We start from the raw sequence: 26,133 nt of genomic DNA, 5'->3' as shown, positions 1-26,133 counted from the left end.
TCAACGTTTGACAGGGGAGTCTCAGCGTGTACAATCGCCCCCCTTTCCCTGGGAGGGCTCACTTTATGGCAAACGTTCAAGTAATACTCAAAGAGAAGATTCAAGGCCTCGGCGCTGAAGCTGATGTCGTGCATGTGAAGCGTGGTTTTGCACGCAATTTCCTCGTCCCTCAGGGCAAGGCTTATGACGCCAGCGCTGGCAATCTTCGCAACCTCAATCATCTGAAAGCCATCCGCGCTGAGCGTGAGGCCAAGGAACTGCAGGAGGCTGAGAAAATCGCCTCCAAGCTGAAGAAACTGAAGCTCAAACTGACCCTTCAGACTGGTCAGGGCGGCAAGGCCTTCGGTTCCATCACCAACATGGACATCGCCAAGGCTGTGGCCGACAGCGCCGCCAAGGTGGAGCTCGACCGTCACCAGATCCAGCTCGACAAGCCGATCAAGAGCACCGGCACCTTCGAAATCCCTGTCAAGCTGCATGCTGACGTGAACTGCTTCTTGAAGCTGACCGTCCTTGCTGAATCCGACGCAGGCGCCGCTGATACCGACGACTCGGCCGAATAAGCCCCTCGAAAACCCCGTTTTAAAACCGCGCCTCCGCAAGGAAGCGCGGTTTTTTTGTGCGTTGTCCCGAATTGATATTCAGAGGATTAAGACATCATACAGCCGAGCGAGGACAGCTTTCAGACACTGTCGAGTGCGCTCCACCACACTTCCCCATTAATCAAGGTGGGGGCAGCAACAGCGCCCCATCATTCCTCGCACCCCAATCAAGGTTCCTCTTCAGCCATCTCCAAATATCCTTTTACCTGTAAGTCCACAACCAGTCGTTCTAGGGTGCCGTCCAAAGATTCGGAGTTTTGGCGCGCCACGGCGCTGCTTGTGATGTCTAGGGCAGCTTTTAGGCTCAGTGTTTCTAGAGTGGTTTTTGACGGCCCATCAACCCTCAGCATGCTCATTTGGTTAGCGGTGCCGGAAAGAGTTTTAGGTCCCAGGGTCTTCACTGTGGGCGACAGAACAATCAGGCTATCGGCACCTTGCAGCCATAGCAAAGAACGAAAAGGAGATTCCTCCGTACCTTCTGCAACGCTGCTGATGACGCTCTGAGTCTTTAAGGAAGGGCCCGTAGAATCCAAGCGCAGATGATCCAGGCGCTGCACATGGTAGCGGCTGTACCGACCATCCTTGGTAACTATAATGAGAGCCCCATTTAACCCCTGGGGCATCTGCTCCAGCAGCAAGTAACCCGTCACCGTTACCCGCGTATTTGTGCTGCCGACGACCGTCTGACCAGTGCCTGTGATTTTATAAACAAGCATGCCTGGCTCGCGCACTTTTAGCAGAGCCGACGCAGTGACTTTTTCTCCCCCCTTTGAAGCCTCGACGCTATAAACGCCCGCTAGCTCAGGACTGGTATCATGTACCGTTAGCTCTGGGTAAATGGCTCCTAAAATGACCTTTCCATTAAAAGACCATTGATAGGTCACCTTTTCGCCTTCACTGACCACCAAGGCTTTAAAAATTGCATTTTCTCCCTCTGTGACGAATTGATCCTCAGGCAGGCGGGTGAAAGAAAGACTTACAGGCAAAGAAAGCTCAGCAGACCGGGAGAGAGTGTTGCCTTCATTGTTACTGATCACACAATCATAAATGCCAACGTGGGTCTTTTTAACCTGGGGGATCACATAAGATGCAGCATTGGCCCGACTTATATTAACCCCGTTTCGCCGCCACTGATAGCGAAGGGACTCACCTTCCGCCTCCACGCTGAAGCTGGCCGCCAGACCCACCCCCACAATCTGATCTTCAGGATGCAAGGTAATGACTGGCGGATAGTCCACTCCTACCACCTCGGCAGTTTTAGATGTGACGCTACCTTGAGGGCTTGTCACCACCACTTTGTAAAATCCTGCAGCGTCATCCTCATCCGTAGCTGTCACCAGCAGCTCGGCAGTCTCTGCACCTGCGATCATTTCACTACCCCTCCACCATTGATAACGGATGGGCATCTCTCCCACGGCATTCACCTTCAAGGTCATGCTGCGCTCCAATCGCAAACGGCCTCCCACTGGCTGTTGCACAATGGCCAGAGGTGCGAAAACCGTCAGGTTAGCAGGCTGCGAAATAACCTGACCATGCCTGCCCGTCACGATAACGTCATAAAGTCCTTCGTCAGTAAACTTCAACCGAGACAGCTCCAGATTCTTTGAAACAGCATTCGGGATAGCCAGATGATTACGGCGCCACTGATAGGTCAAGTCTGCCCCTTCGGCAGATACTGAAAACGTGACTGCCCCGCCTACGGCTACCGATTTAGAGACCGGGTCAGTAACAATCACCGGATCGTGTACAATCAGCTCCACCGACTCAGAAATGAGACTCTCCTTCCAATTGGTCACAACTACATCATAGGAACCCTCCTGAGCTTTTTCCGCCATTTCCATTTCGAAATTTGGACCATTCGCATTCGGGATGGGGTCCTCATTAAATCGCCACTGATAGGTTACCGGGGTCGAGCTTGAAACCTCGACTGACATAGACACCGGCCCTTTGATTTGGAGACTTTGGGCCTGAGGGGGGGTAATGATTTGAGGAGGATCATACGCTGATGCATATGCCAAATGCACTCCGACATCATTGTATGAGGGATGCGGCGTAAAATCCGAATCTTCCACATACAATTTCGGGGTTAAATCATGCACGTAAGATAATGTGCGCAGCGTATCCGTGCCAAAATGCAGCGGCATATTGTAACGGGGGGCCTGGTATTCGATGCGCTTTAAAGGATCAGCTATGAGTTCCGCTACAGGCACTTTCCGCACATCTGGATACAGCCTCTCATCATAGCCATAGATAAGGGAATTACCACCAGGGACTCGTTGTCTGTAACCATCTTGTGGAGCAAAGGGATCCGAGGAATTTACTGAAAATTTGTCCCAATTCCACTGTGAAAAGTTTGCATAGCGACCACGCAGAGCTGTATTTGATTGAGAACCATAGGGACGCCCAATTGCTCCGTCAGAGTTAAAGCTCCACCAATGAGGAGCCTGTAGGCACGGCTTATGATAAGGCAGCCCGTTTGCGTTAAAGCCGTGTACAGGGTATGTGCCCACCGTCACCAAATCCGGTGCCGGCGCTCGTCCATCAGGCAGTTTAAAACAAATGATCTGAACTGGTTGTACCGTTGATAATGAACTCAGTGAAAGATTTCCCGAATAAACCGCCAGCGTGATGAGCTCGGAACTAAAATCAAGAATCTCATCTCTATTCATCGTCCAGTAGAGCGATGATAGGTTTAAATTCAGTAACAAAGAAGTACTCGAGTTTAGATTGGTTATATAACCTGAATCAGCCGGCATCGGAGGCCGCCCCTGAGCGTACCGTCCACGGGCTATTTTTTGAGAGTCCGCAAATCCACCCAGAGTTCCTTGATCAGCTGTTTCAAAAAGTGCCTTTTGACTTTGAAAAACATAATCGGATGCCTTGGCAAAAATGGCTTGCCCATCAACACGAACTGAGCCCAGATCCGCACCTGAAATTACAAAGGTGAAATCAAAATTCTTATCGGCATCCGTTGTTATCGCATGATGCAATTGCAGATACAGCATCGCTTGTATGCGCTTCTGATTAACCGTCAAGGGGACATTATAATCCAGTGTGTAGTTCCAGTTGTATGGATTATACCCTGGGTGCACTCGCCGGGTCCGACCATACTGAGAGTCCCCAACCACACCTGAGAAATCGGATACAATCCCATACATTACGGGTGATCCGGACAAGGGAGGAAAATTGGAATAATACCTCTTTTTGAAGGTATTCTCGCCTTTCCCTGGTTCCGTCCAATGAACGGCCTCTCCATTGGTCAGGCGAGCTTCTTCCTCTTGCCCATAAAATCCACTGAACACGTCATGCGCAATGGCAAATCCTTGACCATTATAAGGCTCCACACTCAATGCTGTCCTCCCCCCACTGACATTGAGGGAACTATCCAAATCTTCTAGCGCAATTTCGGGGATCAAATAATCTTCTGGTGCTGAGCCAGGTCTCACATCCTTTACCGGATGACGCCAGCTATACATATCCGGCTGGCCATCCGCCGTACAAATGAAATGAAGACCAACCTGGCTGAGGGACAACCGAGGAACATCCTGCGCGGGTAGAAAACCGCCCCAAACACATGCTAGCAGTAGAGGTGAAGCACAGTGGCGGAGAGACAGTTTAAAATCCATGTGAGCACGTAAGAAATCGATGGTGTATTTACACACGTTTCTCATCACCATCCAACGAATTCCCACCTAAATAATCCTTTATCCTCCTTAACCATCCGGGGTGCTCGAACAGCACAAAAGAGAGGCTCATTTCACTCAATGGATTTCGGGGATTGCCAGCCGGGTTCTCTTCATGATAACAATGAATTAATTCCAGAATTTCACCTCTGGTAGCCACAGACCTGCGCACACGTCCTATTACGGATGACTGCTCTCCCGGCATCTCTGTCACTTCCACCGGTATTGACACACCCGTAATCCACTTATGGAAAGGCAGTCCTTATGTCAGACTCATCCTCCGACGACCCCTGCCATCTGCGTTGCAGATGGAATGGAAAAGACATGTGCATCCGTTGTCTGCTGACGCCGGAAGCTCAGGCTGAGCATCACCTCAGCCTGGGCGTCTCCTGCGGTCTCAGGCATGTTTATTACCCGAACCAGTTGCCCCCATGCCTGCATCACAATGGCGACCTGGACTGGCATTATGCGGAGGATGATTACAGCCACGAGAAGATGGCCTCTGAGCATAAGCACGAGGCCGCCCTGGCCTGAAAAAGCCCCGCCATCCGTGCCCGCTATTCCTTCAGCCAGGCTTCATAGGCCTCGTTAATCTGGCAGTCTGCGCCCAGAGCATCCTGGAGAGGATCGATAGCGGTCGCGCTGAAGCCCAGGTGCAGATGCCTGCGCCAGCCTTCGGCAAAGGTAAATCCCTGTGAAAGAGACCCCACTTTGCGGGAGGATTCATCCATGCTGACGAGGTAGGAGTCCATGCCCTGCGTCACATCCAGCCAATCTTTCTGGCTGACATGCGCTGCCAGCGCCTCCCGCTTTTTCGCGTGGACCCGCGTGGTATTCACGAAAGAACCTGCATGGATGCGCTTGCGCAACGGGTCACACAGGCCATGCGGCATGGCGTGGTAAACGGTGACATCATGCAGAAAGGAATCCCGCTGCGGGTCTGTGACAAAATTCTGGATGGGATGCGCAAAGGCGGCCGTACAGGCCAGCCGCTGGGCATTCTGATGATCCTCCATGTAGTCCGCCGGTGAATGGGTGAGCACAATGCTAGGCTTTGCTTCCCGGACGACAGCAGCCACCTTTCGCAGCAAAGGCACACTGTAGGTCAGTTCCAGATCATCCGCGATGGGCGGATAAAACGTCGCCCCCAGGATGCGCGCAGCCGCCTGCCCTTCCGTCAGGCGGGTGGCAGCGGTGGTGGCTCCGTCCATCTGCACAGAGCCCCCATTGCCCGTGCACATATTCATGTAGTGCAGGTCCCAGCCGCGCTCCTGAAGCAGCAGCATGGTGCCCGCAGCCACGAATTCGATGTCATCTGGATGGGCGAAAAGAGCGAGGACGGCAGGCATAATGGATAGATACGATGCTACGTCAGATTTCCCATCCAGTTGTCACCGATTCACATTTTGACGAACTGGTTTCCGGGTTTCCTGATGAGTGAAATCGGAGCAGCGGCTGGGCCCATCATCGGTTCCCAATGAAAGCTTCCACCCCAGATCCACGTCACTTCTACCTTATGCACGCACCGGCCATCATGTATTGCCTGGGCGTTCCAGCCTGGCTTATACTCTGCGTCTCGCAGGTCCCGGCGCACCGCCGCCGACTTTGCCGCCCACCTGGCACTCAAAAACAAACCGCTTTTCCGCATTACCGATCTTGATGCCTGGAGGGGCGGCAACCGCGCCGAATCCCTCCTCTTTCCCAACTACTCGTTAGACGCCACCCCTCCGCAAATCAACCGCACGCTCTTGCTCGACCTCGGCGACTGGGTGCCTTACCAAAAAGGCCAGCCGGTGAAAATTAACGTCATGGACCGCGATTCCCTGGGCGTCAAAACCCTCGTCATCCATCGCGATGGCCATCCCGTGGAAGAAGTCACCTTAACCGGTCTCGGACTCGTGGAACGCACCTTCACCACTTGCGGAGACTACACCGCACACGTGGTTAGGCCCGACGGCTCCGCCAGTCCCGCCTGCCAGTTCGCCATCTGCGACCTCCACCTTAGCCTGCCCACCGGCAGCGCCCCAATAGACAAGGACTGGACCGTCCACTTCACCTCCGAAAACATCGAGATCGCCGCCGTCTATCTCTACAACGAAGCCGACAGCTACGGCCGCCACCCCATCGTCCTCCCCCCCGAACAACGCCGCAGCGGAAAAACCACCATCCCCGCCAACCTGCTAAAAAAACCCGTTACCCTCCAAGTCTGGCTCATCGGCCAGCACCCCCTCGGCCGACTAAAAATCCGCCAGGACATCCAGATCGCTAGCCAGAAGTAAAAAACCTTTCACCCTTGGGAATTTCGCGAGGACTAACCTCAGCCAGCAACTCTTAAAAGATGAAGACTTTAGCCGACATCGTCAGACAAGCACAGGACACGACTGGCTGCAGTGTCAATTCACCCACAGGAATGCCCGTGTTACCCGGCAGTTTCACGCTTCCCCCTGACGTGCAGGAATTTTACGCCCTCTGCGGCGGCCTCGATATGTTCCCAAAAGAAGATTGGGGCTGGCGAATCGTCAAGCCGTCGGAGTTTCTGCGAGCTGATCAGGTTGTCTTAGAACTGGCTTATCGGGACCATCCCGACGACTTTGACACCACTCCCTCCGAGGGGCTTTACGTTGTTGCGGTAAGAGGATGCGGCCCTGATTACATCAGCATCGACACCCACCCGGCAAGGCTTGGCCGTTGTTTTGACAGCTACTCCGGGGATCATGCGACTGAAAACAGTCGTGTAGTTGCTCTCTCGTTTACTGAAATGCTCAATAAACTTTTCGAGCACCGACAGGAAGGCTATTTTTGGGAAGAAGCGTTTTACGGCTACTTTGGTCAGCCAGACAGCAACTTGAAGCTCCAAGGCCGTCCCTCGCCCAAGTTGCCGCTACCTTAGCTAGGCTACTTTAAGAGATCTGGGATACGTGGCGAGAAAACCTAAAATGTACTCAGGCAGTAAAATGGGCAGGCAACGGTTCCAGACAAACAGATCAACCCCTCATCGTGACCCCAATCCCCCCAGCCCCAAAGGGGCGAGACAACCCGCTCCCGCCCCATCCGCACACGGAGAAAGAGCGCTGGAGAATGCTTGCAGGGAAGAGCGAAGAGGGCGAAAAGTGCCCCATGATGTCCCCCTCCGTGAGGAATCGAGCCACCTCCTGAAATCCGTTGCAGTATCCTTCATTGAGGCATCACGCCGTCGTTCATCTGGAGTCCGGCTTGCCAAAAACTGACAAACTGATCATCCACTCGCAATGCCCCTGTTTTAGCCTCCTGGCCCCCCCCGTTGCCCGACCATCCTCATTCCCAAGACTCCCGAAACATCCGGCTCACACTCACAAGTTCTTCGCCATCAAGGTTATACAATCGCGGCTCAGGTGCGCGGTGGGCGATGCGCAAGCGTGAGAGCCGGGCGACGAGATCGCCGCCGCAGGCGGGGTGTTTGGCGGTCATGGGAAGGCTGCCTTCGCGCATGAGATCAGTGTAAGAAGGCAGATCAAAGCTGCCAGTCACCGATTGGGAGCCGCAATTCAGGCAGCGTGCCTGACCCTGCCGCCGTTTGCAGAGATCCACGTAAAAATGACTCTCGGGGATCAGGTTTTTGAAGTAGTCGCGGTTCTTTTCCACTGAGGCCTCTTCCGCTTTACGCCAGCCCAGCTTGTAGGCCCAGGTGGCTCGGAGTTTCACCAGCGTTTGTGTGTCCTGCTCCACATTCCGAATCACTTCATCCAACCGGGCCTGAGCACGCGCCAAGCTCAGGTTTTCGATGGGCACAAACTTTTGACAGTCCGCGCAGTGGCCCACCTCGGCTATGACACGGAGTTTTTCGCCTGAGTCGGTTAGATAGTCGGCACCGGTGATGAGAAGAAAAGTACTGCCCTGCACCTGACAGGTTTGACACGAGAATTCAATGGAGTGGGCAGACATATAAGAGTGTAGGCTGAAGGCAGCCCCGCTAAACGAGGCCAGTTTACCAAGAATCCACCAAATCGCCTTCAACAGTCAAACCTGATCAAATACGCCCCATGAAAATATTTTATTCCTTGGGCACTCCAAACCTCCCCCCGCTATCTCCAAGATAGATAAGCTGCCAGGTAAAACCATGACATTTTACTCTTCAGCTCAACGGCGACGGCTGTTCCCGCTAAATCAAGAGACCTCGTGGAGCTTGTCTCAGCCTTGATCCGTCATGCTTCCCCCGAAAACATTGAGTTTTCCAGGCCTTCACGCGACTGCATGGTGAAATTAAGCCGCTGCGATCCGCGCCAATCCTTGCAAAAGCATCGCCGACGTTGAAAATCGCGTGTCTTTTCTTTTTCCCAACCCCACAACCATGTCCAAAAAAGCCGCCGCCAAAGCCTCTCGCCCCGCGCCTTCTTCAGCGAGCACTCCGCCTGTGAAACCAGGCATCCGTCCCATCAAGAAGCTGATGGTCGCGAACCGGTCTGAGATCGCCATCCGTGTGATGCGTGCGGCGACGGAGCTGGGGCTGAAAACCGTGGGCATCTATGCCCAGGAAGACCGCTTTTGCCCACACCGCTTCAAGGCGGATGAGGCGTATGAACTGAACAAAAACAAAGGTCCCCTGGGGGCTTATCTGGACATCGAAGGCATCGTCACCCTGGCCAAGGAAAAAGGCGTGGACGCCATCCACCCCGGTTATGGTTTCCTTTCAGAGAACCCTCAGTTCGCTCAGGCTTGCGCGGATGCAGGCATCATCTTCATCGGGCCGGAGTCGAAGATCCTGGACATGATGGGCGACAAGACTGCGGCGAGAAACGTCGCCCGCAAAATCAATGTGCCGATCCTGGAGGGGACCGACGAACCGGTCACCGACCGCAAGGAAGCGGTAGTCATCGCTAAAAAGATCGGCTTTCCCCTCATCATCAAAGCCGCCTTCGGCGGTGGCGGCCGTGGCATGCGTGTCGTGCGCGAAGGCAAGGACCTGGAAAAGCTGCTGGAAGAAGCCCAGACTGAAGCCCTGCGTTCGTTCGGCAATGGGGCCGTGTTCCTGGAAAAATTCGTGGGCAAGGCCAAGCACATCGAAGTGCAGATCCTGGCGGATAAACACGGCAACGTTTTGCACCTGCATGAGCGTGATTGCTCCGTCCAACGTCGTCACCAAAAAGTCATCGAGCAGGCCCCCAGCTATGGCTTGAAGCAGGAGGTCATTGATGGCCTTTGCGAAGCAGCGGTGAAACTGGCCAAGGAGGTGAACTACACACACGCTGGTACGGTGGAGTTCCTCGTGGACCACGAAACGGGCGAATGGTTCTTCATCGAGATGAACCCGCGCATCCAGGTGGAGCACACGGTCACGGAAGAGATCACCGGCATTGACATCGTCCGCAGCCAGATCCTCATCGCCCAGGGCTACCAGATCCATCAGGAGCCACTGGCCCTACCACCGCAGGACAAGATCGAAAAAAGCGGTTTTGCCATCCAGTGCCGCATCACCACGGAAGACCCTGAAAATGCCTTCACGCCGGACTTTGGCAAGATCCTCACCTACCGCAGCCCAGGCGGCTTCGGCGTCCGTCTGGATGGAGCCCTGGGCGCAACGAACGCGGTCATCACTCCTTATTATGACTCCATGCTGGTGAAGATGACGGTCTATGGCCGCACCTATCAGCAGGCACTGGACCGCATGGACCGTGGACTCCGCGAATTCCGCATCCGTGGCGTGAAGACGAACATCCCGTTCCTGATGAACGTGGTGCATCATGAAGACTTCAAGACCGGCCAGGCCACCACCCGCTTCATTGATAACAATCCTGAGCTATTGAAATTTACGGCCCGCCAGGACCGTGCCTCGAAGCTGCTCAGCTACCTCGCGGATACCATCGTCAACGGCAATCCCTTTGCCAAAGGCCACAAGATCAGCAAAGCCTTCATCGGCGCGCCCATCCCGCAGTGGGACCACCGCATGGAGCCGCCTAAAGGCACCAAGCAGATCCTCACCGAGATGGGACCGGAGAAGTTCTGTAAAGACTGGATCGCCAAGCAGAAGCGCCTGCTCATCACGGATACCACCATGCGCGATGCCCACCAGTCGCTGCTGGCCACCCGCATGCGCACCTTTGACATGCTGGCCGTGGCGGATGCCGTGGCCCGCCGCACGCCGGATCTCTTCTCCCTGGAAATGTGGGGTGGAGCCACCTTTGATGTGACCATGCGCTTCCTGCGTGAAGATCCGTGGGAGCGCCTGCGCGACATCCGCGAAAAGGTGCCCAACATCCTCCTCCAGATGCTCTTCCGTGGCAGCAATGCTGTTGGTTATACCAATTATCCGGACAACGTGGTGAAGGGTTTCATCAAGCATGCTGCGCAAAACGGCATGGACATCTTCCGCATCTTTGACAGCCTGAACTACCTGCCCAACCTCACCGCCGCCATGGATGCCGTGCGTGAGGACACCAGCTCCATTTGTGAAGGCACTCTTTGTTATACCGGGGATATCCTGGATCCCAAGCGGGACAAGTATGACCTCAAGTATTACGTCCGCCTGGCCAAGGAACTGGAAAAGATGGGCGCGCACATGCTCTGCATTAAGGATATGGCCGGCTTGGTGCGTCCATATGCCGCAAGAAAGCTGGTCAAAGCGTTGAAGGATGAAGTGGGGATTCCTATTCATTTCCACACTCACGACACCAGCGGCCTGAACGCCGCCAGCATCATTGAGGCGGCAGAAGCCGGTGTGGATGTGGCGGATGCCGCCATCGCCTCCATGTCCGGCGGCACCAGCCAGCCGAACCTGAATTCCATCGTTGCCGCCCTCCAGCACACCCCTCGGGATACTGGCCTGGATACCGATGCCCTGCAGGAATTCAGCGACTACTGGGCCACCGTGCGCGCCTATTACAAACCCTTTGATACCAGTGAGCCATACGGCACCGCCGAGGTCTATCTGCATGAAATGCCCGGTGGCCAGTACACCAACCTCAAGGAGCAGGCCATCGGCATGGGCCTAGGGCCACGCTGGCCGGAGATCGCCCACGCCTATGCGGAGGTAAACCAGCTCTGCGGTGACATCGTTAAGGTGACACCATCTTCCAAGGTCGTCGGCGATCTCGCCATCGAATGCGTGGCCCGTGGGGTGAAGCCTGGAGATATCTTCCAGCTCACTGGCACCAAGTGGAGCAAGGACGTCACCAGCATGTTCGAAGGCTGGCTGGGCGAGCCCTTCTACGGCATGGAGGCCAACAAAGCCGCCGACAGCCGCAAGAAGTGGAATTCCCTGGCCGATGCCATCGTCGGCAAAGGCGGCAAGCGCATCAAAGGCCGCCCCGGCACCCATGCCGCAAAGGTGAATCTGACTGAAGTGCGTGCCGAGCTGGAGCAGAAGATGAAGAAGAAGCCCACCGAAGATGACGTGTGGAGCTACCTCATGTACCCGGATGTGTTCCTGAAATTCGCCGAGTTCCGCAAGACCTATGGCGACATCGCCGCACTGCCCACCCCGGCTTATTATTATGGCGTGCAGCAGAAGGAGGAGATCAACATCGAGCTTGAAGCTGGCAAGACCCTCTTCGTCCGCCTGCTAAACATGACCGAGCCGGATGCCAATGGCCAGCAGACCGCCATCTTTGAGCTCAACGGCTACCCGCGTCACACGACGGTCACCAACAAGGCCCTCGCCGTCAATGCAGTGTCCAAGATCAAGGCTGACCCAGCGGATCCCACTCAAGTGGGTGCCCCCATGCCCGGCATGGTCGCCAGCATCGCGGTGAGCGTGGGCCAGAAGGTCAAAGAAGGTGAAACCCTCGTGACCCTGGAAGCCATGAAAATGTTCGCCGCAGTCTCTGCGCCTACTGCCGGTACCGTCCAGGAAATCTGCGTCAAGATCAGCGAAAGCGTCGAGAGCAAGGACCTGCTGGTGAGGTTGGGTAAATAAACCCTTCATAGCAAACGCCCCAAAACAAAAACACCCGGTGAAGACCGGGTGTTTTCTGGGGGAGTTGAGAGCGAAACAAGGGAATCTCAGAGGGATTTCGCTTTGGCGCGGGTCCGTTTGACGGGCTTCGGTGTCGTTGTGGGGCGGAAGGCTTCGCCGAAGAGGTATTGGCGGGCGCTGTCCACCTGGCCCATCACGCGGCTCATCCACTTGGTGAAGTCCTTGCCAAAGTGCTCATCAGCCTGTGGGTCCATCAGAGCCTCATTCAGGCTGGCGTGCTGGCTGCGCAGCTCAAGCTCAAGCTGAAAGCCGATCTCGGGAATATAAAGTTCCACCGCTTCGAACATGTCCATCACGCGGGCTGCGTAGCTGGTATCCCAGACCTTGTCATCATCCTCATAGCTGCTGGTGATGAGGTGGGCGATGGTATATTCAGCATTGTCAGAATAGACCTCAGCAGCCTCCAAAACGGAGTCGAAGCTGTCGTATTCACTGGTTACGGGCAGCACCACCGAGAGGCTGATGCTGGCTTCATGAAAGACGAGGTCGAGCTGCTCATTCTGATACAGTTTTTCAAAAAAATCTCCCATGCCAGTGGCGATCTCCAGGATGGTGATCGGGCTATCTTCCATCCGGTCCAGCAGGCTGTCTGGAGTCAATGTATTCGCATCAAAGATCCTTCCAGAAGTATCCGTCCCAGCATCTTCGACGAGGGAGATCAACTGATGGGAGGCACCATATTGGGAGAGGTAACGGGCACAGCAATGAGCGAGCGTGCTCTTGCCAGTGGAAGGATAGTCATTCTGGATGAGGATCAGCTTTTTCATAATTTTTGTCGGGCTTCGTTGATATTCTATGAATTATTAAAATTATTGCAAGCATAAATAATTAATGTTTCCATAATTTCCAGAAGTGAGTGCTATTAAGGCCTCTTTTTCGCTGCACTGATTCCTTCCGCTACCGCATGGAAATGGATTACGCCGCGTTTAGCTTATTCGACATGAAATGCTTCTTCTTCCTCACGCTGCTGGCCTTTAGCCTCCAGGCCCAGACCCCCTCTCTCCCTCCTGTGGCAAGAGAAGAATACATGGGGCGCGTTATCGCGCAGACCATGCACTGGCAGGGGGCTAACTGGCTCATCCGGCATAAACGCGACCGGGAGGAAGCCACGCTAAAAATGCGGGAGGAACTGAAGCTGAAACCCGGCATGGCCGTCTGCGATATGGGCAGCGGCAATGGCTACCATACACTCCCCATCGCCGAAGCCGTGGGCAAAGACGGCAAGGTCTATGCCGTGGAGGTGCAGCCGGAAATGATCGAAATGCTAAAAAAACGTGCGGAGGCCAAAGGCATCACTCACATTGAAAGCATCATTGGCGAGCCGCATGACCCCAAGCTCCCGCCTGCGTCCTGCGACATGATCCTGCTGGTGGATGTTTACCACGAATTCTCCCACCCGGAGCAAATGTTGGCCGGTATGCGCCAGGCACTGAAACCGGAAGGCGTCATCGTCCTTGTGGAATTCCGGGCAGAGGATGACAGCGTGCCCATCAAGCCTGAGCATAAGATGACGAAGGCCCAGATCGACAAAGAACTAACCGTGAACGGCTTTAAAAAAGTGCGCGAGTTCGACGAATTGCCCTGGCAACACATGCTGTTCTACGGGCTGGCAGACACATAGGAGACAACGACGATACGCGAGCCTGTATCAGCGCCCTGGGATCTCCGTTGTGGCACCCGCACCCACGATCTCATTTTCATCCAGGTCATAGCCCACCACTTCCACCTCACCCCGGCGGATTTTTTTCTGGGACATGGCCACAGAAACCCAGCGGAATTCCTCGCTGTTATCCAGTAGCACCTTGATGACCATGGTCAGAGGCACGGCCAAAAACATGCCCATCGGTCCCCAGATCCAGCCCCAAAAGATCACTGAAAGTACCACCACAAGAGCGGAAATGCCGAAGCGGTTTCCCAGCAGGGTCGGCTGCACAAAATTATCCAGGGCGAAGTTGATGCCCCCATAACCGATAGCCACCCCGATCGCCGTTCCGCCGCCATGCTGCACGAGTGCCTCGATAACAGCCGGGATACAGGCCGCCGTGCTGCCCACTGCCGGAATGTAATTAAAGACAAAAGCCAGGATGGCCCACAGCAGCGGGTATTGCAGATCAAAGAACCAGCACCAGGCACCCGCCAGCAGACCGGTCAGGGCACTGATCAGCGTCTTGATGCCCAAGTACTTTTGTATGTCTGAAACACTGCGCATCAGCCCGCTGAAATTCGGCCCGCCCGCCATGCGCACAGCCACCATGCGCCGGTGGGTGCCCGGGGCCTCCATGAGCACAAACATCATCAGGATCAAGATCATCACCAGTCCTGCGAAGACGGTGGCCAGGGTACCAAAGGTGCTGCCCAGCATGGAGCCGATGCGGGACATCACATCCTGCTGCGTGGCATAACCAATGATGGTATTCCAATCGAACAGGCTGCCCATCAAGTCCTTGGCCCCTTCGATGCCGTTTTCATCCAGCCATACGCCCAGATCGGTAAGATTACGCTGCAGGCCGCGCAGGTAGCGGGGAAGGTCGGAATTAAAATTGATCAGCAACCGCACCGCCAGCGTGATCAATCCAGCCAGCACGCCCAGATTCACCAGCAGTGTGATCCCCAGCGCCACAGGCCCCGGAATCTTGTGTTTCGTCAGCCACCGCAATAAAGGAAAACTGAGCACGGCCAGGAAAAAGGCATACACCATCGGCACCAGCACACCCGCCGCCTCCTTCATGCCTGCAATGACGACAACAAGGCATGCCAACGTCACGATCATCTGCGAACCTTTACGGCCCCAATCGACGCTCTTATCTTGCTCAGGCAGGATGGTCATGGGTAAACATCCCTGCGATGGGATTCTTCTCAAGAGAAAACAGGTGACATCATGGGCTGTTTAGTTGCCCTGGATTGGCAGCCATAAAGAATCTCCATTTTCCATTAACATCTCAGTTGCAAACACAGCCGCTAAACGCCACTATCGCCTTCCCCAGCCGGGCCGCAAAGCCCCGCTAAAAGGTCGGGCCGTAGTTCAGCCTGGTAGAACGCTTGCATGGGGTGCAAGAGGTCGTGAGTTCGAATCTCGCCGGCCCGACCACTTTCCAAAGCCTCAGGGCTTGAACGCAGTTGCTTTGTGTCTGCTATTTGTGCGGTTTTAACGGGAAAAGCGCAGTACTTTGAGCACAGCCTAGGTTCAGAAAAGCCTTACTGAAAAAAACAAAAGGCGCAAAAAAGAGGTCTTCTTCTTTGCGCCTTTTGAATGTTTTGACGAGGTCTGAGAACGGTTTTCCGCGAGACGCGAAAAACGGCACGCGAGGACGCGTGTGCTCCATGGATCAGACGACGATGTTCACCAGTTTCCCGGGAACGACGATGAGCTTTTTGATGGGCTTGCCTTCCATGAACTCCTGCACGCGGGGGCTGGCGAGGGCGATCTTTTCGATCTCCTCCTTGGTGGCTTGGATGGCCACGCGCGCCTTGTCACGCAGCTTGCCATTCACCTGGAAGACAATTTCCACTTCGTCTTCAATGAGGGCGGCAGGATCATAGGCTGGCCACGTTTCATCACTGAGCAGACCCTTCACGGAAACATCGGCAAACTTGGTTGCAATGCGGGCATTCAGTTCCTCCGCCAGATGCGGGGCAAACGGTCCGAGCACTTTCAGGAAGGTGACGATCTCTTTCACCGGCTTTGTGGCCGCAGCGGTAAAGGCATTCGTGCACACCATCATTTGCGCGATTGCGGTGTTGAAGCTCAGCTTCTCGATGTCCTCGCCGCACTTTTTGATGGTCTCATGCAGGACCTTGGTCACTACCTTTTCCGCAGGCACATCCTGGAGCGCGGCGGAGATGCTCCACTCGCCCTCGGCATTCTGCTCCATGACCAGACGCCACACGCGGGCCAGGAAGCGATACACGCCTTCCACACCTTTCATGCTCCACGGTTTCACCTGCTCCAGCGGGCCCATGAACATCTCATACAGGCGCAGCGCATCGGCACCGTATTCCTTCACCACGTCATCCGGGTTCACCACGTTGCCACGGCTCTTGGACATCTTCTGGCCGTCCTCCCCCATGATGAGGCCCTGGTTCACCAGACGCTGGAACGGCTCCGGCGTGCTCACGTAGCCCAGATCAAACAACACCTTGTGCCAAAAGCGAGCATACAGCAGGTGCAGCACAGCGTGCTCGGTGCCGCCGACGTAAAGATCCACACCGCCGGGCTTGCCACCGCCCATCCAGTATTTCTCCGCCTCTTCGCTGACGAATCGTTGGTTATTCTGCGCATCGCAATAGCGCAGGTAGTACCAGCACGAGCCTGCCCACTGCGGCATCGTGTTCAGCTCGCGCGTGGCGGTTTCAGAATACTTCACCCAGTCGGTCGCCTTGGACAGCGGTGGCTCAGGCGTGCCGCTCGGTTTGAAGTCTTCCAGCGTCGGCGGCAGCAGTGGCAGCTCCGTCTCCGGGATGGAACGGTGCTCGCCGTTTTCCCACACAATCGGGAACGGCTCCCCCCAATACCGCTGACGGCTGAAAAGCCAGTCGCGCAGCTTGAAGTTCACCATCGCCTTGCCCAGGCCTTTTTCTTCCAGCCAGGCGGCCATTTTCTTTTTGGCTTCGGGTGTCGCCATGCCATTCAGAAAACCAGAATTCACTGCGAAACCTGCACTGGCGAAGCAACTTGCGGGTTCCATCTCACAAACAGAACCTCCTTCACTTTCCAGCTTCGGCGCAGCCGCCACCACCTCACGGATGGGTAAATGGAACTTGGTAGCAAACTCCCAATCCCGTTCATCATGCGCGGGCACGGCCATGATGGCCCCAGTTCCGTAACCCATCATGACATAGTCGGCGATCCACACAGGGATCTTCTCGTCATTGACGGGATTGATGGCAAAACCACCCGTGAAGACGCCAGTCTTGTCCTTGGCCAGCTCCGTGCGCTCCAAGTCGGACTTAGAGCCGACGGCTTTTTGATATGCAGCCACGGCCTCTTTTTGTTCCGGTGTGGTGATCACCTCCACAAGCGGATGCTCGGGAGCAATGACCATGTAAGTTGCTCCGAACAGCGTGTCCGGCCGCGTCGTAAATACAGTGACGGTCTGGTCATTGCCGACCAGGGAGAACTTCACCTCCGCCCCTTCACTGCGCCCAATCCAGTTCCGCTGCAGCAGGCGGATGCTCTCCGGCCAGTCCAGGCCATCCAGTTCATCAATCAGACGCTGGGCAAAGCTCGTGATGCGCAGCATCCACTGGCGCAGCGGACGGCGCTCCACCGGAAATCCTCCAACCTCGCTCTTGCCATCAATGACCTCTTCATTGGCCAGCACGGTGCCCAGCTCCGGGCACCAGTTCACCGGGGCCTCGCTCACATAGGCCAGGCGGCGGGCGTCAATCTCCGCGCGGCTCAGTCCCTGCGCTTCCAGCTCGCTGATAGGAGCTGCCTTGCCCTCTGCATTCACATAGCTGTTATACAGCTTCATGAAGATCCACTGCGTCCATTTGAAATAACCCGGGTCCGTGGTGTTCACCTCACGGCTCCAGTCATAGGCGAAACCCAGGCGCTTAAGCTGGCCACGGAATCCGTCAATATTGGCCTCCGTCGTCACACGCGGATGCTGGCCGGTCTTGATAGCATACTGCTCAGCGGGCAGGCCAAAAGCATCCCACCCCATCGGGTGCAGGACGTTGTGACCTGTCATCTTCTTATAGCGGCCAATAATGTCCGTGGCCGTATACCCTTCCGGGTGCCCCACATGCAGCCCTGCACCGCTCGGATACGGGAACATATCGAGCACATAAAACTTCGGCTTGGAGGCATCAAAATCCGCATCGCCGGGGTTCGGCGTACGGAAAGCCTGCTTGGCGTCCCACTCGGACTGCCACTTCGGCTCAAATTCGGAAAAAGGAAATGCTTTACGCTGCTCGCTGCTCATACGGGGCGCGCAAGAAGGCGCACCAGGGGCATTTCGCAACCGAGGAGTTGCAGTGTCACCTACGTCCAGCGCAAAGATTTCAACACCCACCTGCCTGCGGATTGTCAAAAGCAAAAAGGCCTACTTTCACAGGTCAAGATCTACCCCCTAAAGGGTTTCCTCCGCCGACTTTAGCCAAATCTTTCTTTGATATTGCACAAAGTCATAATAACACCAGCAAAAATCATTTTTATATTGAACCAATCAGGCCAGGTATTTACAAAGTATATCATGAGCACAACTCATGACACAAGCCGGGCGGTGAATAATCCAATTCTCCGTGAAACCATTCCGTCACTTGCACCTCATGATGCGAAGCGACATCCAGGCCTCACCTTCCCTGCTGGCCCCCCGGCGCGCCGCCGCAGACAGGGCTTCACCCTCATCGAAATCCTGGCCGTACTCACGCTGGTAGCTGTCCTTATGTCCCTCACCGCCAACGTGGCGAATGACGTGGTGGAAGCCAACCAGATCAGTCAAGCCGGTGAAATGGTTTCCGATGAGCTGAAACTGGCCCGCCACACCGCTCAGGTGCGGGACCGCGTCGTTGAGGTACGCTTTTATAAATCCACCGCCCCGAATTCTTTCGGTGAATCCCCTGGCGTAAGTGCCGTGCAGGCATTCATCTTTGACCAGGACAATGCGGAGGCCCGGCCCGTACGCGAAGTCCGCCGCCTGCCCTCTGCAGTAAAAATTAGCGAAGATGCCACCCTCTCCACTTTGATCACGGATGCCCGGATCAAAACCGACTGGAAAGAAGGCGATGAACAAAAGCCCCTGCCAGACGCCGGGACAGACTACACCGCCTATCGCGTTCGCTTCCTTCCAGATGGCAGCACCGACCTGGACGCCCAGCAGGAATGGTTCCTCACCGTCCATTCACGCAATGCCCGGCAGTCCCCGCCAGCGAACTACGTGACCGTCCAGGTGAAGCCCACACGCGGCACCGTCCGCTCCTTCACTCCCTAATTTCAGCGGGTTCAACCACCCCGATTCTCCCATGAAATCCCTCCCCCCCCATGCCCGCCAGGGGTTCTCCCTGGTTGAGGTGATGGTAGCCATCGGCATTGCCGCGGCTGCCATCACCCTCATGATCGGCCTGCTGCCTGCGGGCCTAAGCACCTTTCGCGAGGCCATGAATACCAGCGTGACCGCGCAGATCGGCCAGCGCCTTTTATATGAGTCTGCCCAGACGGATTATTCAGTCCTGGTCGCCCCTCCGGCCACCAAGCCCTGGCGCTACTTTGATGATGAAGGCAGTGAGCTGCCTGATGCTACCGGAGCCATCTTTCATGCACTGATCCGCATCCAGCCCTCCACCAGCATCCCCTCCGGTACTGCTGGCGGCACCTTGCAGCCAAACCTCGCCACCGTCATCGTTCAGGTAGCGCTCAATGCAGAAAACCGGGACATCCCCATCACTACTGCACCTGGAGGTCCCGCTGATCCGCCGGAAGGAACCATCCAGCCTGATTCCGGATTCAACTTCACCGCCTTTACCGGGCACGTTGCTAAAAACCTATGAAAAACCGTTTCCCAACCAGATCGGCCCGACCAGGTTTTTCCCTTGTGGAACTTCTGGTTAGCATGGCTGTGATCTCCATCCTCATGCTCATCTTTGCCACCATGACTGACCGCACGGCCAGCATCTGGCGCAGCACCCGGGGGAAGGTCAGCCAGTTCCAGCAAGCCCGTGATGCCTTTGAAACCATCACCCGCAATCTGTCCCAGGCCACGCTCAATACTTACCTGGATTACTATGACAAGTCCGGCGCACGGCGTGACCAGACCAATGCGGCCAGCTTTGAGCCAGGCCGCTATGGCCGATATTCTGAACTGCGCTTCCGCAGCGGAGCCGCCGCAGCCATCCTGCAGCAACCCCCTGCCCAGACGCCCGGACATGCCCTGTTCTTCTACGCCCCTTTGGGCGAAACTGGCATCCCCACCCATGGTGCGCTCCATCATCTGCTCAATCTCACCGGCTATTACATCACGTATGGCGAGGACACTGAGCGCCCGTCCTTCCTGCCCCTGATCCCCACCTATGGATTCCGGTTGATGGAGCTGAAACAGCGCTCGGAATCCCTCGTCCCCCTGGGTGGGCCAGAGCGCTGGCCGCCGGATGTCGCCGCCAACCCGGATGCCCACATCATCGCCCGCAACATCATCGCCATCACCTTCCTGCCTAAGCTGCCAGGCCAAGGCCCTGCTGGGGACCCTTCAGTGGACCCGACCGGCAGCGCCCTCGCGCCTAACTATGAGTTTGACTCATTCACCGAGGGGCAAGGAGGCTTGCGCAAGGAACTCAGCAGCCAGCACCAGCTTCCGCCCATCGTGGAGGTCACCATGGTGGCCATTGATGACGCCTCCGCTGAGCGCATCGGCGGCAGTAGCGAGCCGCCAGATCTCGGTCTGGCAGATCTCTTCCAAAATGCCGATGCCGAAATACGTAAAGCCGACCTCGAAACACTGTTGAAAAACCTGCGGGCAAAACAACTGAACGCCCGCGTCTTTACCACCCAGGTCAGTCTGAAAAGCGCCAAATGGAGCCGCGAGTAAACCGGCCACACATTCACTTTAGTTCTCCCTCTCCCCCCAACCAGCTTATGAAAACCGCCCCTCCCCGCCGCGGAGTCGCCCTCGTCATGGTCATTGCCTTCCTGGCATTGATCACCGGCCTCATCATCGCCTTCCTCACCACCGTCAGCACAGAGACGCAAGTGGCCAAGCGCACCGATGCCGGCACCCGTGGCCGTGAACTTATTGACACCGTCAATGCCCTGGTCACCAGCCAGATCCGCGATGCCACCTCTCAGGGGCAGGAAATCGCGTGGGCATCCCAGCCCGGCATGATCCGCACCTATGGCACCACGGAGGGAAATGCTGCCAGCAGCCCGCTGCGATACTATAAGTTATACTCCGCCAAAAATCTGGTCTGGAATGTGGCAGACGGAGCCTTCAATCCTGCCGATGACGTCCTGCCAGGCTGGGGTGATAACGATGCTCTCTACACGGATCTGAACCGTCCCGTCACCACCCTGAACGGCCAGCTTCGTTATCCCATCTTTCAGCCACCACCGGTTGCTGCCCCGGGCAGCCCTGCCACCCAGTCCCCCGCCGGTCTCGCTGTTAACACGCCTCCATCCGCCAGTGCTGGCGGCACCCCGCCTGCGGATGCCAATCCCGCCCCTATGCCCGTGCGCTGGCTGTATGTGCTGCGGGATGGCCGCCTCACCTCCCCCGCCCAATCCGTCCCCGGTGCCGATGGCCAGGGAGACAAAGTCGTTTGGGAAGCTGGCGCTGCGGATGCACCCAGCGAAACCAATCCCATCGTGGGCCGCGTCGCTTATTGGACCGATGACGAAACCAGCAAGATCAACATCAATACCGCCGCAGGGGATCACTGGACCTCCACCTCGGACATGGATGCCGGATCATATTGGGACTTGCCGCGCGTCACCACACAGTTTGACCGTCAGGCACTGGCGGATTTCCAACCTGCCCAGCGTGAATATCAACGTTATCCAGGCCACCCTGCGGCCACTTACCTCAGCGCGGCTTTCCCCAGCCTAACCCGTGGAGACATCACCCAAATAAGCTCTCGTATCGGTCTGGGTGGCTCATTGGGTGGGACTACCCTCGCACTGGAGCCGGTGCCTCTGGATGCAGACCGTCTCTATGCTTATGAAGATGAACTCATCTTTAACAACGAGCGGGAAAGTTCTGTCATCACACCCGATCAATTGGAGCAAGCACGTTTCCTCGTCACAGCGCACAGTCGCGCGCCAGAAGTAAACCTCTTCAACCAGCCTCGCATCGCGGCTTGGCCCGTGAGTCAAAACACGGCCAGCACCCACCGCAGTCCTTTTGACCAGCTCATTGCTTTTTGCTCCCAAGTAGGGGGAAAAAACTACATCTTCGACAGGATCAATGCGGACAGTGCCACCGACGACTTTGCGGGCCGGAATGTCGAACTCTACACCTATTTGCAGAGTCTCACTTCAAGGCCTATTCCCGGTTATGGCGGAAACTTCTCCACCAAGTATGGCACGGACCGTGATCAGATCCTCACAGAGATGTTCGATTACATCCGCAGCACCAATTTGTTTGATGACACCATCGAACCTCAACCTCTCGTTTATCCCACCAGCGGCAATCAGTTCACAAATGGACGCTCCAGCAAAACCGGCGCTTTGCCTGGACATGGCCAGGTGACCCCCATCCGCATCAACGACACCAAAGGTTTTGGCCGCTTCTTCACTTTGACTGAGGTGGGAATGCACTTCATCACCACGGCGGATTTTAATGTCCCGGATAGCAATGTGGTCCCCGCAGACAACATCGGCCAGACGGAAACCAAACCCACCAACCGCACTCTGGGCAGTGGCACCTCGGCAGTGAAATTGACGTCGAATCAACGCCGCATTGAGGCTCTGCTCTTGCTTGAAGCTTTCTCTCCCAGCCAAGGCTGGGGCTCCCTGCGGCCAGACATGCAGATACGCATTCGTGGTCTGCAAAATCTCACCGTCAATGGCACTTCCCTGGGTTTCCCATCTGAAGGTGTCCTGCGCATCGAATCCAACGGCGGTTATCACAGCCGCATGTGGGGTGGCAATGCAGGTTTCCGTTTTATGCTGAATAGCCGCCGCCTGCCAGCCCGTGGCGTGATGCCTGCAGACTCAGGCCACAGTGCCAACAATTCTTATCCCTTTGTCAGCATGCCTATCACAATCTCCGTTCCCAATGGCGATGCTTCCACCATGCAGTTCAACGGCGGTGAGATCACCATTGAAATCTTTTCTGACTCCAATCCCACAAGTGGTCAGGTGGACCCCGTGGCAGGACAAACGCCCGTGCAGACCCTCACCGTCAGGCTGGCCGCCGGCACCTTCCCAGTACCACGTTTGGTCATGAGCACCACAGCCGCAAACGCCACCACCACCGACACACAATCCGTGGATACCAAGCGTGAATTTTGGTGGAGCTTCTCTCGTGATGGAGCTCTCGCTGGCTTCCAGACCTTCACCGGCACCACGGCCGTCCCTGCTGCCGTGGCAGGCCGCATCCACCGTGCGCAGGCAGATCCCGGCACACGCACCACCACCCGTTCAGGCTCTGTCATTCACTACAACTCCGCCGCGCCCAGTGACGTCATTCGCACCATGGTCGTGGGGCATGGAGATCATCGTCTCCTGGCGGCACAAACCAATCCGCCTGCTGACATCTTCATCAAGCATCGTTATTATGATAACACCTCCCAGTTCAACGCCAACAACCTCCAGGAAGGCGGCGGCAGCAACTACACACCAGGAGCCGATAATCAGGCGGGCAGTTTCGTGACCGGCGCTGCTTACAACGGTGCCAAACGTCCTGACATCCCCGTTGCCGCACTCTCCCTGGCTGAGGCCACAGGGGACTGGGATACGGGCGTCGCTACAGTGATGGATGGCGCTTACATCAACAAACCTGACGAAGGAAACAGCTATCGGGAGAACTCAGGTGTCCCTTATTTCGATGCGAACCAAGCGCATGAAACCACCGGACCCACCTTCTTTTCTCCCAATCGGCAAATCCCTTCTCCCGTGATGTTTGGCTCCCTGCCGAACCGGGTCAAAGCTGGCGTCCCCTGGTCTACCCTTCTCTTCCGTCCGGATGCCACGAGTGGTGTCCATATTGGAGCCCAGGCTCCTTTAGATCATCTTTTGTTAGACCTGTTCTGGATGCCCGTGGTGGAGCCTTATGCCATCAGCGAGCCTCTCTCGACCGCAGGAAAGATCAATATGAACCACCAGATCGTCCCCTTCACTTACATCGAGCGGACAACGGGGCTGCGGGCCTTGCTGCGCAGTGAGCGCGTCTTTGCCGTGCCCACCACAGCGGCCAATGTTTACAAAAGCTCCACCACCACGACCAACTATCGTTACCTGATCAATGCCGATGAAACCCTGAAACAGTTCACACAGCGCTTTGATGCGGGTGACATTTTCCGCAGTGCCAGTGAGATCTGCGAACTGTATCTGGTGCCGGAACAGACAACGCTGGATAACATGCCCGCCTTTTGGCAGGCCCATAAACTCACCGCTGACAATGCCCGTGAGCATCCCTATGCTACCCTGTATCCTCGCCTCACCACCAAGTCCAATACCTACCGCGTACATTACCGGGTGCAGGCCTTGCAACAGGCCTCCCGCAGTCGTGGCAGCGATGCCGCTGCCTGGGCTACCTGGGAGGAGGGCAAAGATCTCGTGATAGCCGAGAACCGTGGCTCCTCCATCCTGGAACGTTACGTGGACCCGGCCGATCCTGCACTGCCAGATTTCGCCACCACCCCAACCGCCACCCTGGATGCGTATTACCGCTTCCGCGTCCTGGGCAGCACCAAATTTGGTCCCAAATAAGCAAATAACGTTAGGCCGGATGCAGCACGGTGGCAGCCTACAGCTCCACCGTCTGCATCAGGTTGGCCACCTCCACCGTGCCGCCCGGATGCCGCTCAGCCAGGGCTTTGCACAAAACGTCGGACCGCTCGCGCTCCCCATGCACTAGGAATACCCGGCGCTTCGGTCCACTGATCCGGTCAAAGTAGGCCAGCAGTTCCTCATGGTCCGCATGACCTGAGAATGAATCCAGCGTCTCGATCTCCGCCCTGACCTGGAATTCATCGCCCAAAATGTTCACTCGCTTGTGGCCGTTGCGCAGTTTCCATCCAAGCGTGTTTTCAGCGCAGTAACCCACGAACAAAAGGATGTTACCTGGGTTGCCGACGTTGTTCCGCAAATGGTGCAAAATACGCCCGCTTTCCGCCATGCCTGAGGCCGATATAATCACCGCAGGCCCCTTCAGAAAGTTCAGCGATTTCGATTCATCCACACTTCGTACCAGCCGCAGCCCCTCAAAACCAAACGGGTCATCCCGCATGAAGACTGCATCCCTCACCGTCGGCTTTAGGTCCTCAATATGCAGGCGGAAGATCTCCGTCGCCCTCACCGCCAGCGGACTGTCCACATACACAGGTACTGGCGGGAAGCAGTTCTCCGCACGCAGCTTGTCCAGCGTATAAAGAAGCTGCTGCGTCCGCTCCACCGCAAAGGCTGGGATGATCATCCGCGCACCCCGCTCATGGATCTCACGGATCAGGTGGCAGATGTGCTCGGACGTCTGCGCCGCGAGCTCATGGTGCCGCCCGCCATACGTGCTCTCCATGATCACATAATCCACATCCGCGCACGGCATGGCTCCATTCAGAAGATCATTCCCCGGCCGTCCCACATCACCACTGAAGAGCAGTCTGCACTTCTTTTTCGTCAAATGGTCCTCCAGATCCAGCACCACCTGCGCACTCCCCAGGATATGTCCCGCATCTATGAAAGACATCGTCACCCCATCTGCGATGTGCATCGGCCGCCCATAGCCCACCGTCACAAACTGGTGCATCACTTCCTCCGCATCCAGTTTCGTGTAGTTCGGCACCAGCAGCGGCAGGTCATTCCGCTTCCGGTGCTTGTTGAGCCAGGCGATGTCGCTCTCATGAATGTGCGCCGCATCTGGCAGCATGATGCTGCACAGATCCCTCGTCGCCGGGGTCGAATAAATATTCCCCGAGAATCCCTTCCTGTAGAGGTGCGGCAGATTACCGGCGTGATCAATGTGCGCATGAGACAGCACCACACAGTCCACCTGAGTGGGATCAAAAGGAAAGTCCGCATTCCTTTCCATCGCCTCTTTCCGCCGCCCCTGGTAGAGGCCGCAATCCAGCAGGATCCGCGAGCCATTGATCTCGATGAGATGTTTTGACCCTGTTGTCGTGCCCGCCGCGCCACAGAAAGTGATTTTCATAGTTGGTTCAGACTATCCCAGCGGAGTCTTTCCGCACTGGCAAGAATGAAAGCACCTTTCCTTTTGCGTATCCTTTGCCAGCATTGTCACCCGCTTCC

Annotated in this window: 17 protein-coding genes and 1 tRNA gene; 11 read left to right on the top strand and 7 right to left on the bottom strand. The window is 56.2% G+C overall.

All coding sequences use genetic code 11. The annotated features are described in order from the left end of the window. The first annotated feature begins 65 nt into the window (after window positions 1–65). Window positions 66–563, top strand: a complete 498-nt coding sequence (gene rplI / locus EI77_RS16670; RefSeq protein ID WP_133796433.1) for a 50S ribosomal protein L9 — start codon at window positions 66–68, stop codon at window positions 561–563. A 206-nt stretch (window positions 564–769) separates the two neighbouring features. Here rplI and EI77_RS16665 read toward each other — a convergent pair whose 3' ends face one another. Further along, window positions 770–4,228 carry an immunoglobulin domain-containing protein gene (locus tag EI77_RS16665; protein ID WP_166647307.1) on the bottom strand — a complete coding sequence of 1,153 codons (3,459 nt, stop codon included), beginning with the start codon at window positions 4,226–4,228 and terminating at the stop codon, window positions 770–772. A 321-nt stretch (window positions 4,229–4,549) separates the two neighbouring features. Between EI77_RS16665 and EI77_RS16660 the strand changes: the two genes are divergently transcribed. Beyond that, window positions 4,550–4,819, top strand: a complete 270-nt coding sequence (locus EI77_RS16660) for a hypothetical protein (protein WP_133796431.1) — start codon at window positions 4,550–4,552, stop codon at window positions 4,817–4,819. 23 nt (window positions 4,820–4,842) lie between these two features. Here EI77_RS16660 and EI77_RS16655 read toward each other — a convergent pair whose 3' ends face one another. Further along, window positions 4,843–5,634 (bottom strand): PIG-L deacetylase family protein, encoded by a 792-nt coding sequence (locus EI77_RS16655; RefSeq protein WP_133796430.1) that lies wholly within the window; start codon window positions 5,632–5,634, stop codon window positions 4,843–4,845. A 399-nt stretch (window positions 5,635–6,033) separates the two neighbouring features. On the opposite strand from EI77_RS16655, the gene EI77_RS16650 reads away from it, so the two are divergent. Both EI77_RS16650 and EI77_RS16645 read left to right on the top strand, forming a co-directional pair. Continuing rightward, window positions 6,034–6,564 (top strand): hypothetical protein, encoded by a 531-nt coding sequence (locus EI77_RS16650; protein WP_133796429.1) that lies wholly within the window; start codon window positions 6,034–6,036, stop codon window positions 6,562–6,564. Window positions 6,565–6,623: 59 nt separating this feature from the next. Next, a complete protein-coding gene (locus tag EI77_RS16645; RefSeq protein WP_133796428.1) occupies window positions 6,624–7,175 on the top strand; it encodes an SMI1/KNR4 family protein in 552 nt (183 codons plus the stop codon). Between the two features lie 404 nt (window positions 7,176–7,579). Here EI77_RS16645 and EI77_RS16640 read toward each other — a convergent pair whose 3' ends face one another. Next, window positions 7,580–8,206: a hypothetical protein gene (locus EI77_RS16640; RefSeq protein WP_133796427.1), complete on the bottom strand. Its 627-nt coding sequence runs from the start codon at window positions 8,204–8,206 to the stop codon at window positions 7,580–7,582. Between the two features lie 406 nt (window positions 8,207–8,612). Between EI77_RS16640 and EI77_RS16635 the strand changes: the two genes are divergently transcribed. Then, window positions 8,613–12,173, top strand: a complete 3,561-nt coding sequence (locus EI77_RS16635; protein ID WP_208300386.1) for a pyruvate carboxylase — start codon at window positions 8,613–8,615, stop codon at window positions 12,171–12,173. An 86-nt stretch (window positions 12,174–12,259) separates the two neighbouring features. On the opposite strand, the gene EI77_RS16630 is transcribed toward EI77_RS16635, so the two are convergent. Continuing rightward, window positions 12,260–13,000, bottom strand: coding sequence for a hypothetical protein (locus EI77_RS16630; RefSeq protein ID WP_133796426.1), 741 nt, complete (start codon window positions 12,998–13,000; stop codon window positions 12,260–12,262). 173 nt (window positions 13,001–13,173) lie between these two features. Between EI77_RS16630 and EI77_RS16625 the strand changes: the two genes are divergently transcribed. Continuing rightward, on the top strand, window positions 13,174–13,854 hold the full coding sequence (locus EI77_RS16625; protein WP_133796425.1) for a class I SAM-dependent methyltransferase: 681 nt from the start codon (window positions 13,174–13,176) through the stop codon (window positions 13,852–13,854). 27 nt (window positions 13,855–13,881) lie between these two features. Here EI77_RS16625 and EI77_RS16620 read toward each other — a convergent pair whose 3' ends face one another. Beyond that, a complete protein-coding gene (locus EI77_RS16620) occupies window positions 13,882–15,060 on the bottom strand; it encodes an AI-2E family transporter (protein WP_133796424.1) in 1,179 nt (392 codons plus the stop codon). 184 nt (window positions 15,061–15,244) lie between these two features. Here EI77_RS16620 and EI77_RS16615 point away from each other — a divergent pair. After that, window positions 15,245–15,321, top strand: a tRNA-Pro gene (locus EI77_RS16615). A gap of 238 nt (window positions 15,322–15,559) precedes the next feature. Here EI77_RS16615 and leuS read toward each other — a convergent pair. Beyond that, entirely contained in the window at window positions 15,560–18,160 is a 2,601-nt protein-coding gene (gene leuS / locus EI77_RS16610; RefSeq protein WP_133796423.1) for a leucine--tRNA ligase, read from the bottom strand. Between the two features lie 270 nt (window positions 18,161–18,430). On the opposite strand from leuS, the gene vccD reads away from it, so the two are divergent. The 4 genes from vccD to vccA are packed head-to-tail and all read left to right on the top strand — an operon-like array spanning window position 18,431 to window position 24,597. Beyond that, window positions 18,431–19,168, top strand: coding sequence for a Verru_Chthon cassette protein D (vccD, locus tag EI77_RS16605; protein WP_133796422.1), 738 nt, complete (start codon window positions 18,431–18,433; stop codon window positions 19,166–19,168). 31 nt (window positions 19,169–19,199) lie between these two features. After that, window positions 19,200–19,724 (top strand): Verru_Chthon cassette protein B, encoded by a 525-nt coding sequence (gene vccB, locus EI77_RS16600; protein WP_133796421.1) that lies wholly within the window; start codon window positions 19,200–19,202, stop codon window positions 19,722–19,724. Further along, complete coding sequence (gene vccC / locus EI77_RS16595; RefSeq protein ID WP_133796420.1) at window positions 19,721–20,758, top strand: Verru_Chthon cassette protein C; 1,038 nt, start codon at window positions 19,721–19,723, stop codon at window positions 20,756–20,758. The genes vccB and vccC overlap by 4 nt, the downstream gene beginning before the upstream one ends. A 47-nt stretch (window positions 20,759–20,805) precedes the next feature. Then, window positions 20,806–24,597: a Verru_Chthon cassette protein A gene (gene vccA / locus EI77_RS16590; RefSeq protein ID WP_166647306.1), complete on the top strand. Its 3,792-nt coding sequence runs from the start codon at window positions 20,806–20,808 to the stop codon at window positions 24,595–24,597. Window positions 24,598–24,634: 37 nt separating this feature from the next. Here vccA and EI77_RS16585 read toward each other — a convergent pair whose 3' ends face one another. Next, entirely contained in the window at window positions 24,635–26,035 is a 1,401-nt protein-coding gene (locus EI77_RS16585) for an MBL fold metallo-hydrolase RNA specificity domain-containing protein (protein WP_133796418.1), read from the bottom strand. Between the last annotated feature and the right edge of the window lie 98 nt (window positions 26,036–26,133).

Origin of the sequence: Prosthecobacter fusiformis (assembly GCF_004364345.1) — a bacterium.
In the GTDB taxonomy this organism is placed as follows: domain Bacteria; phylum Verrucomicrobiota; class Verrucomicrobiia; order Verrucomicrobiales; family Verrucomicrobiaceae; genus Prosthecobacter; species Prosthecobacter fusiformis.
This window is presented reverse-complemented; position numbering and strand designations above follow the sequence as displayed.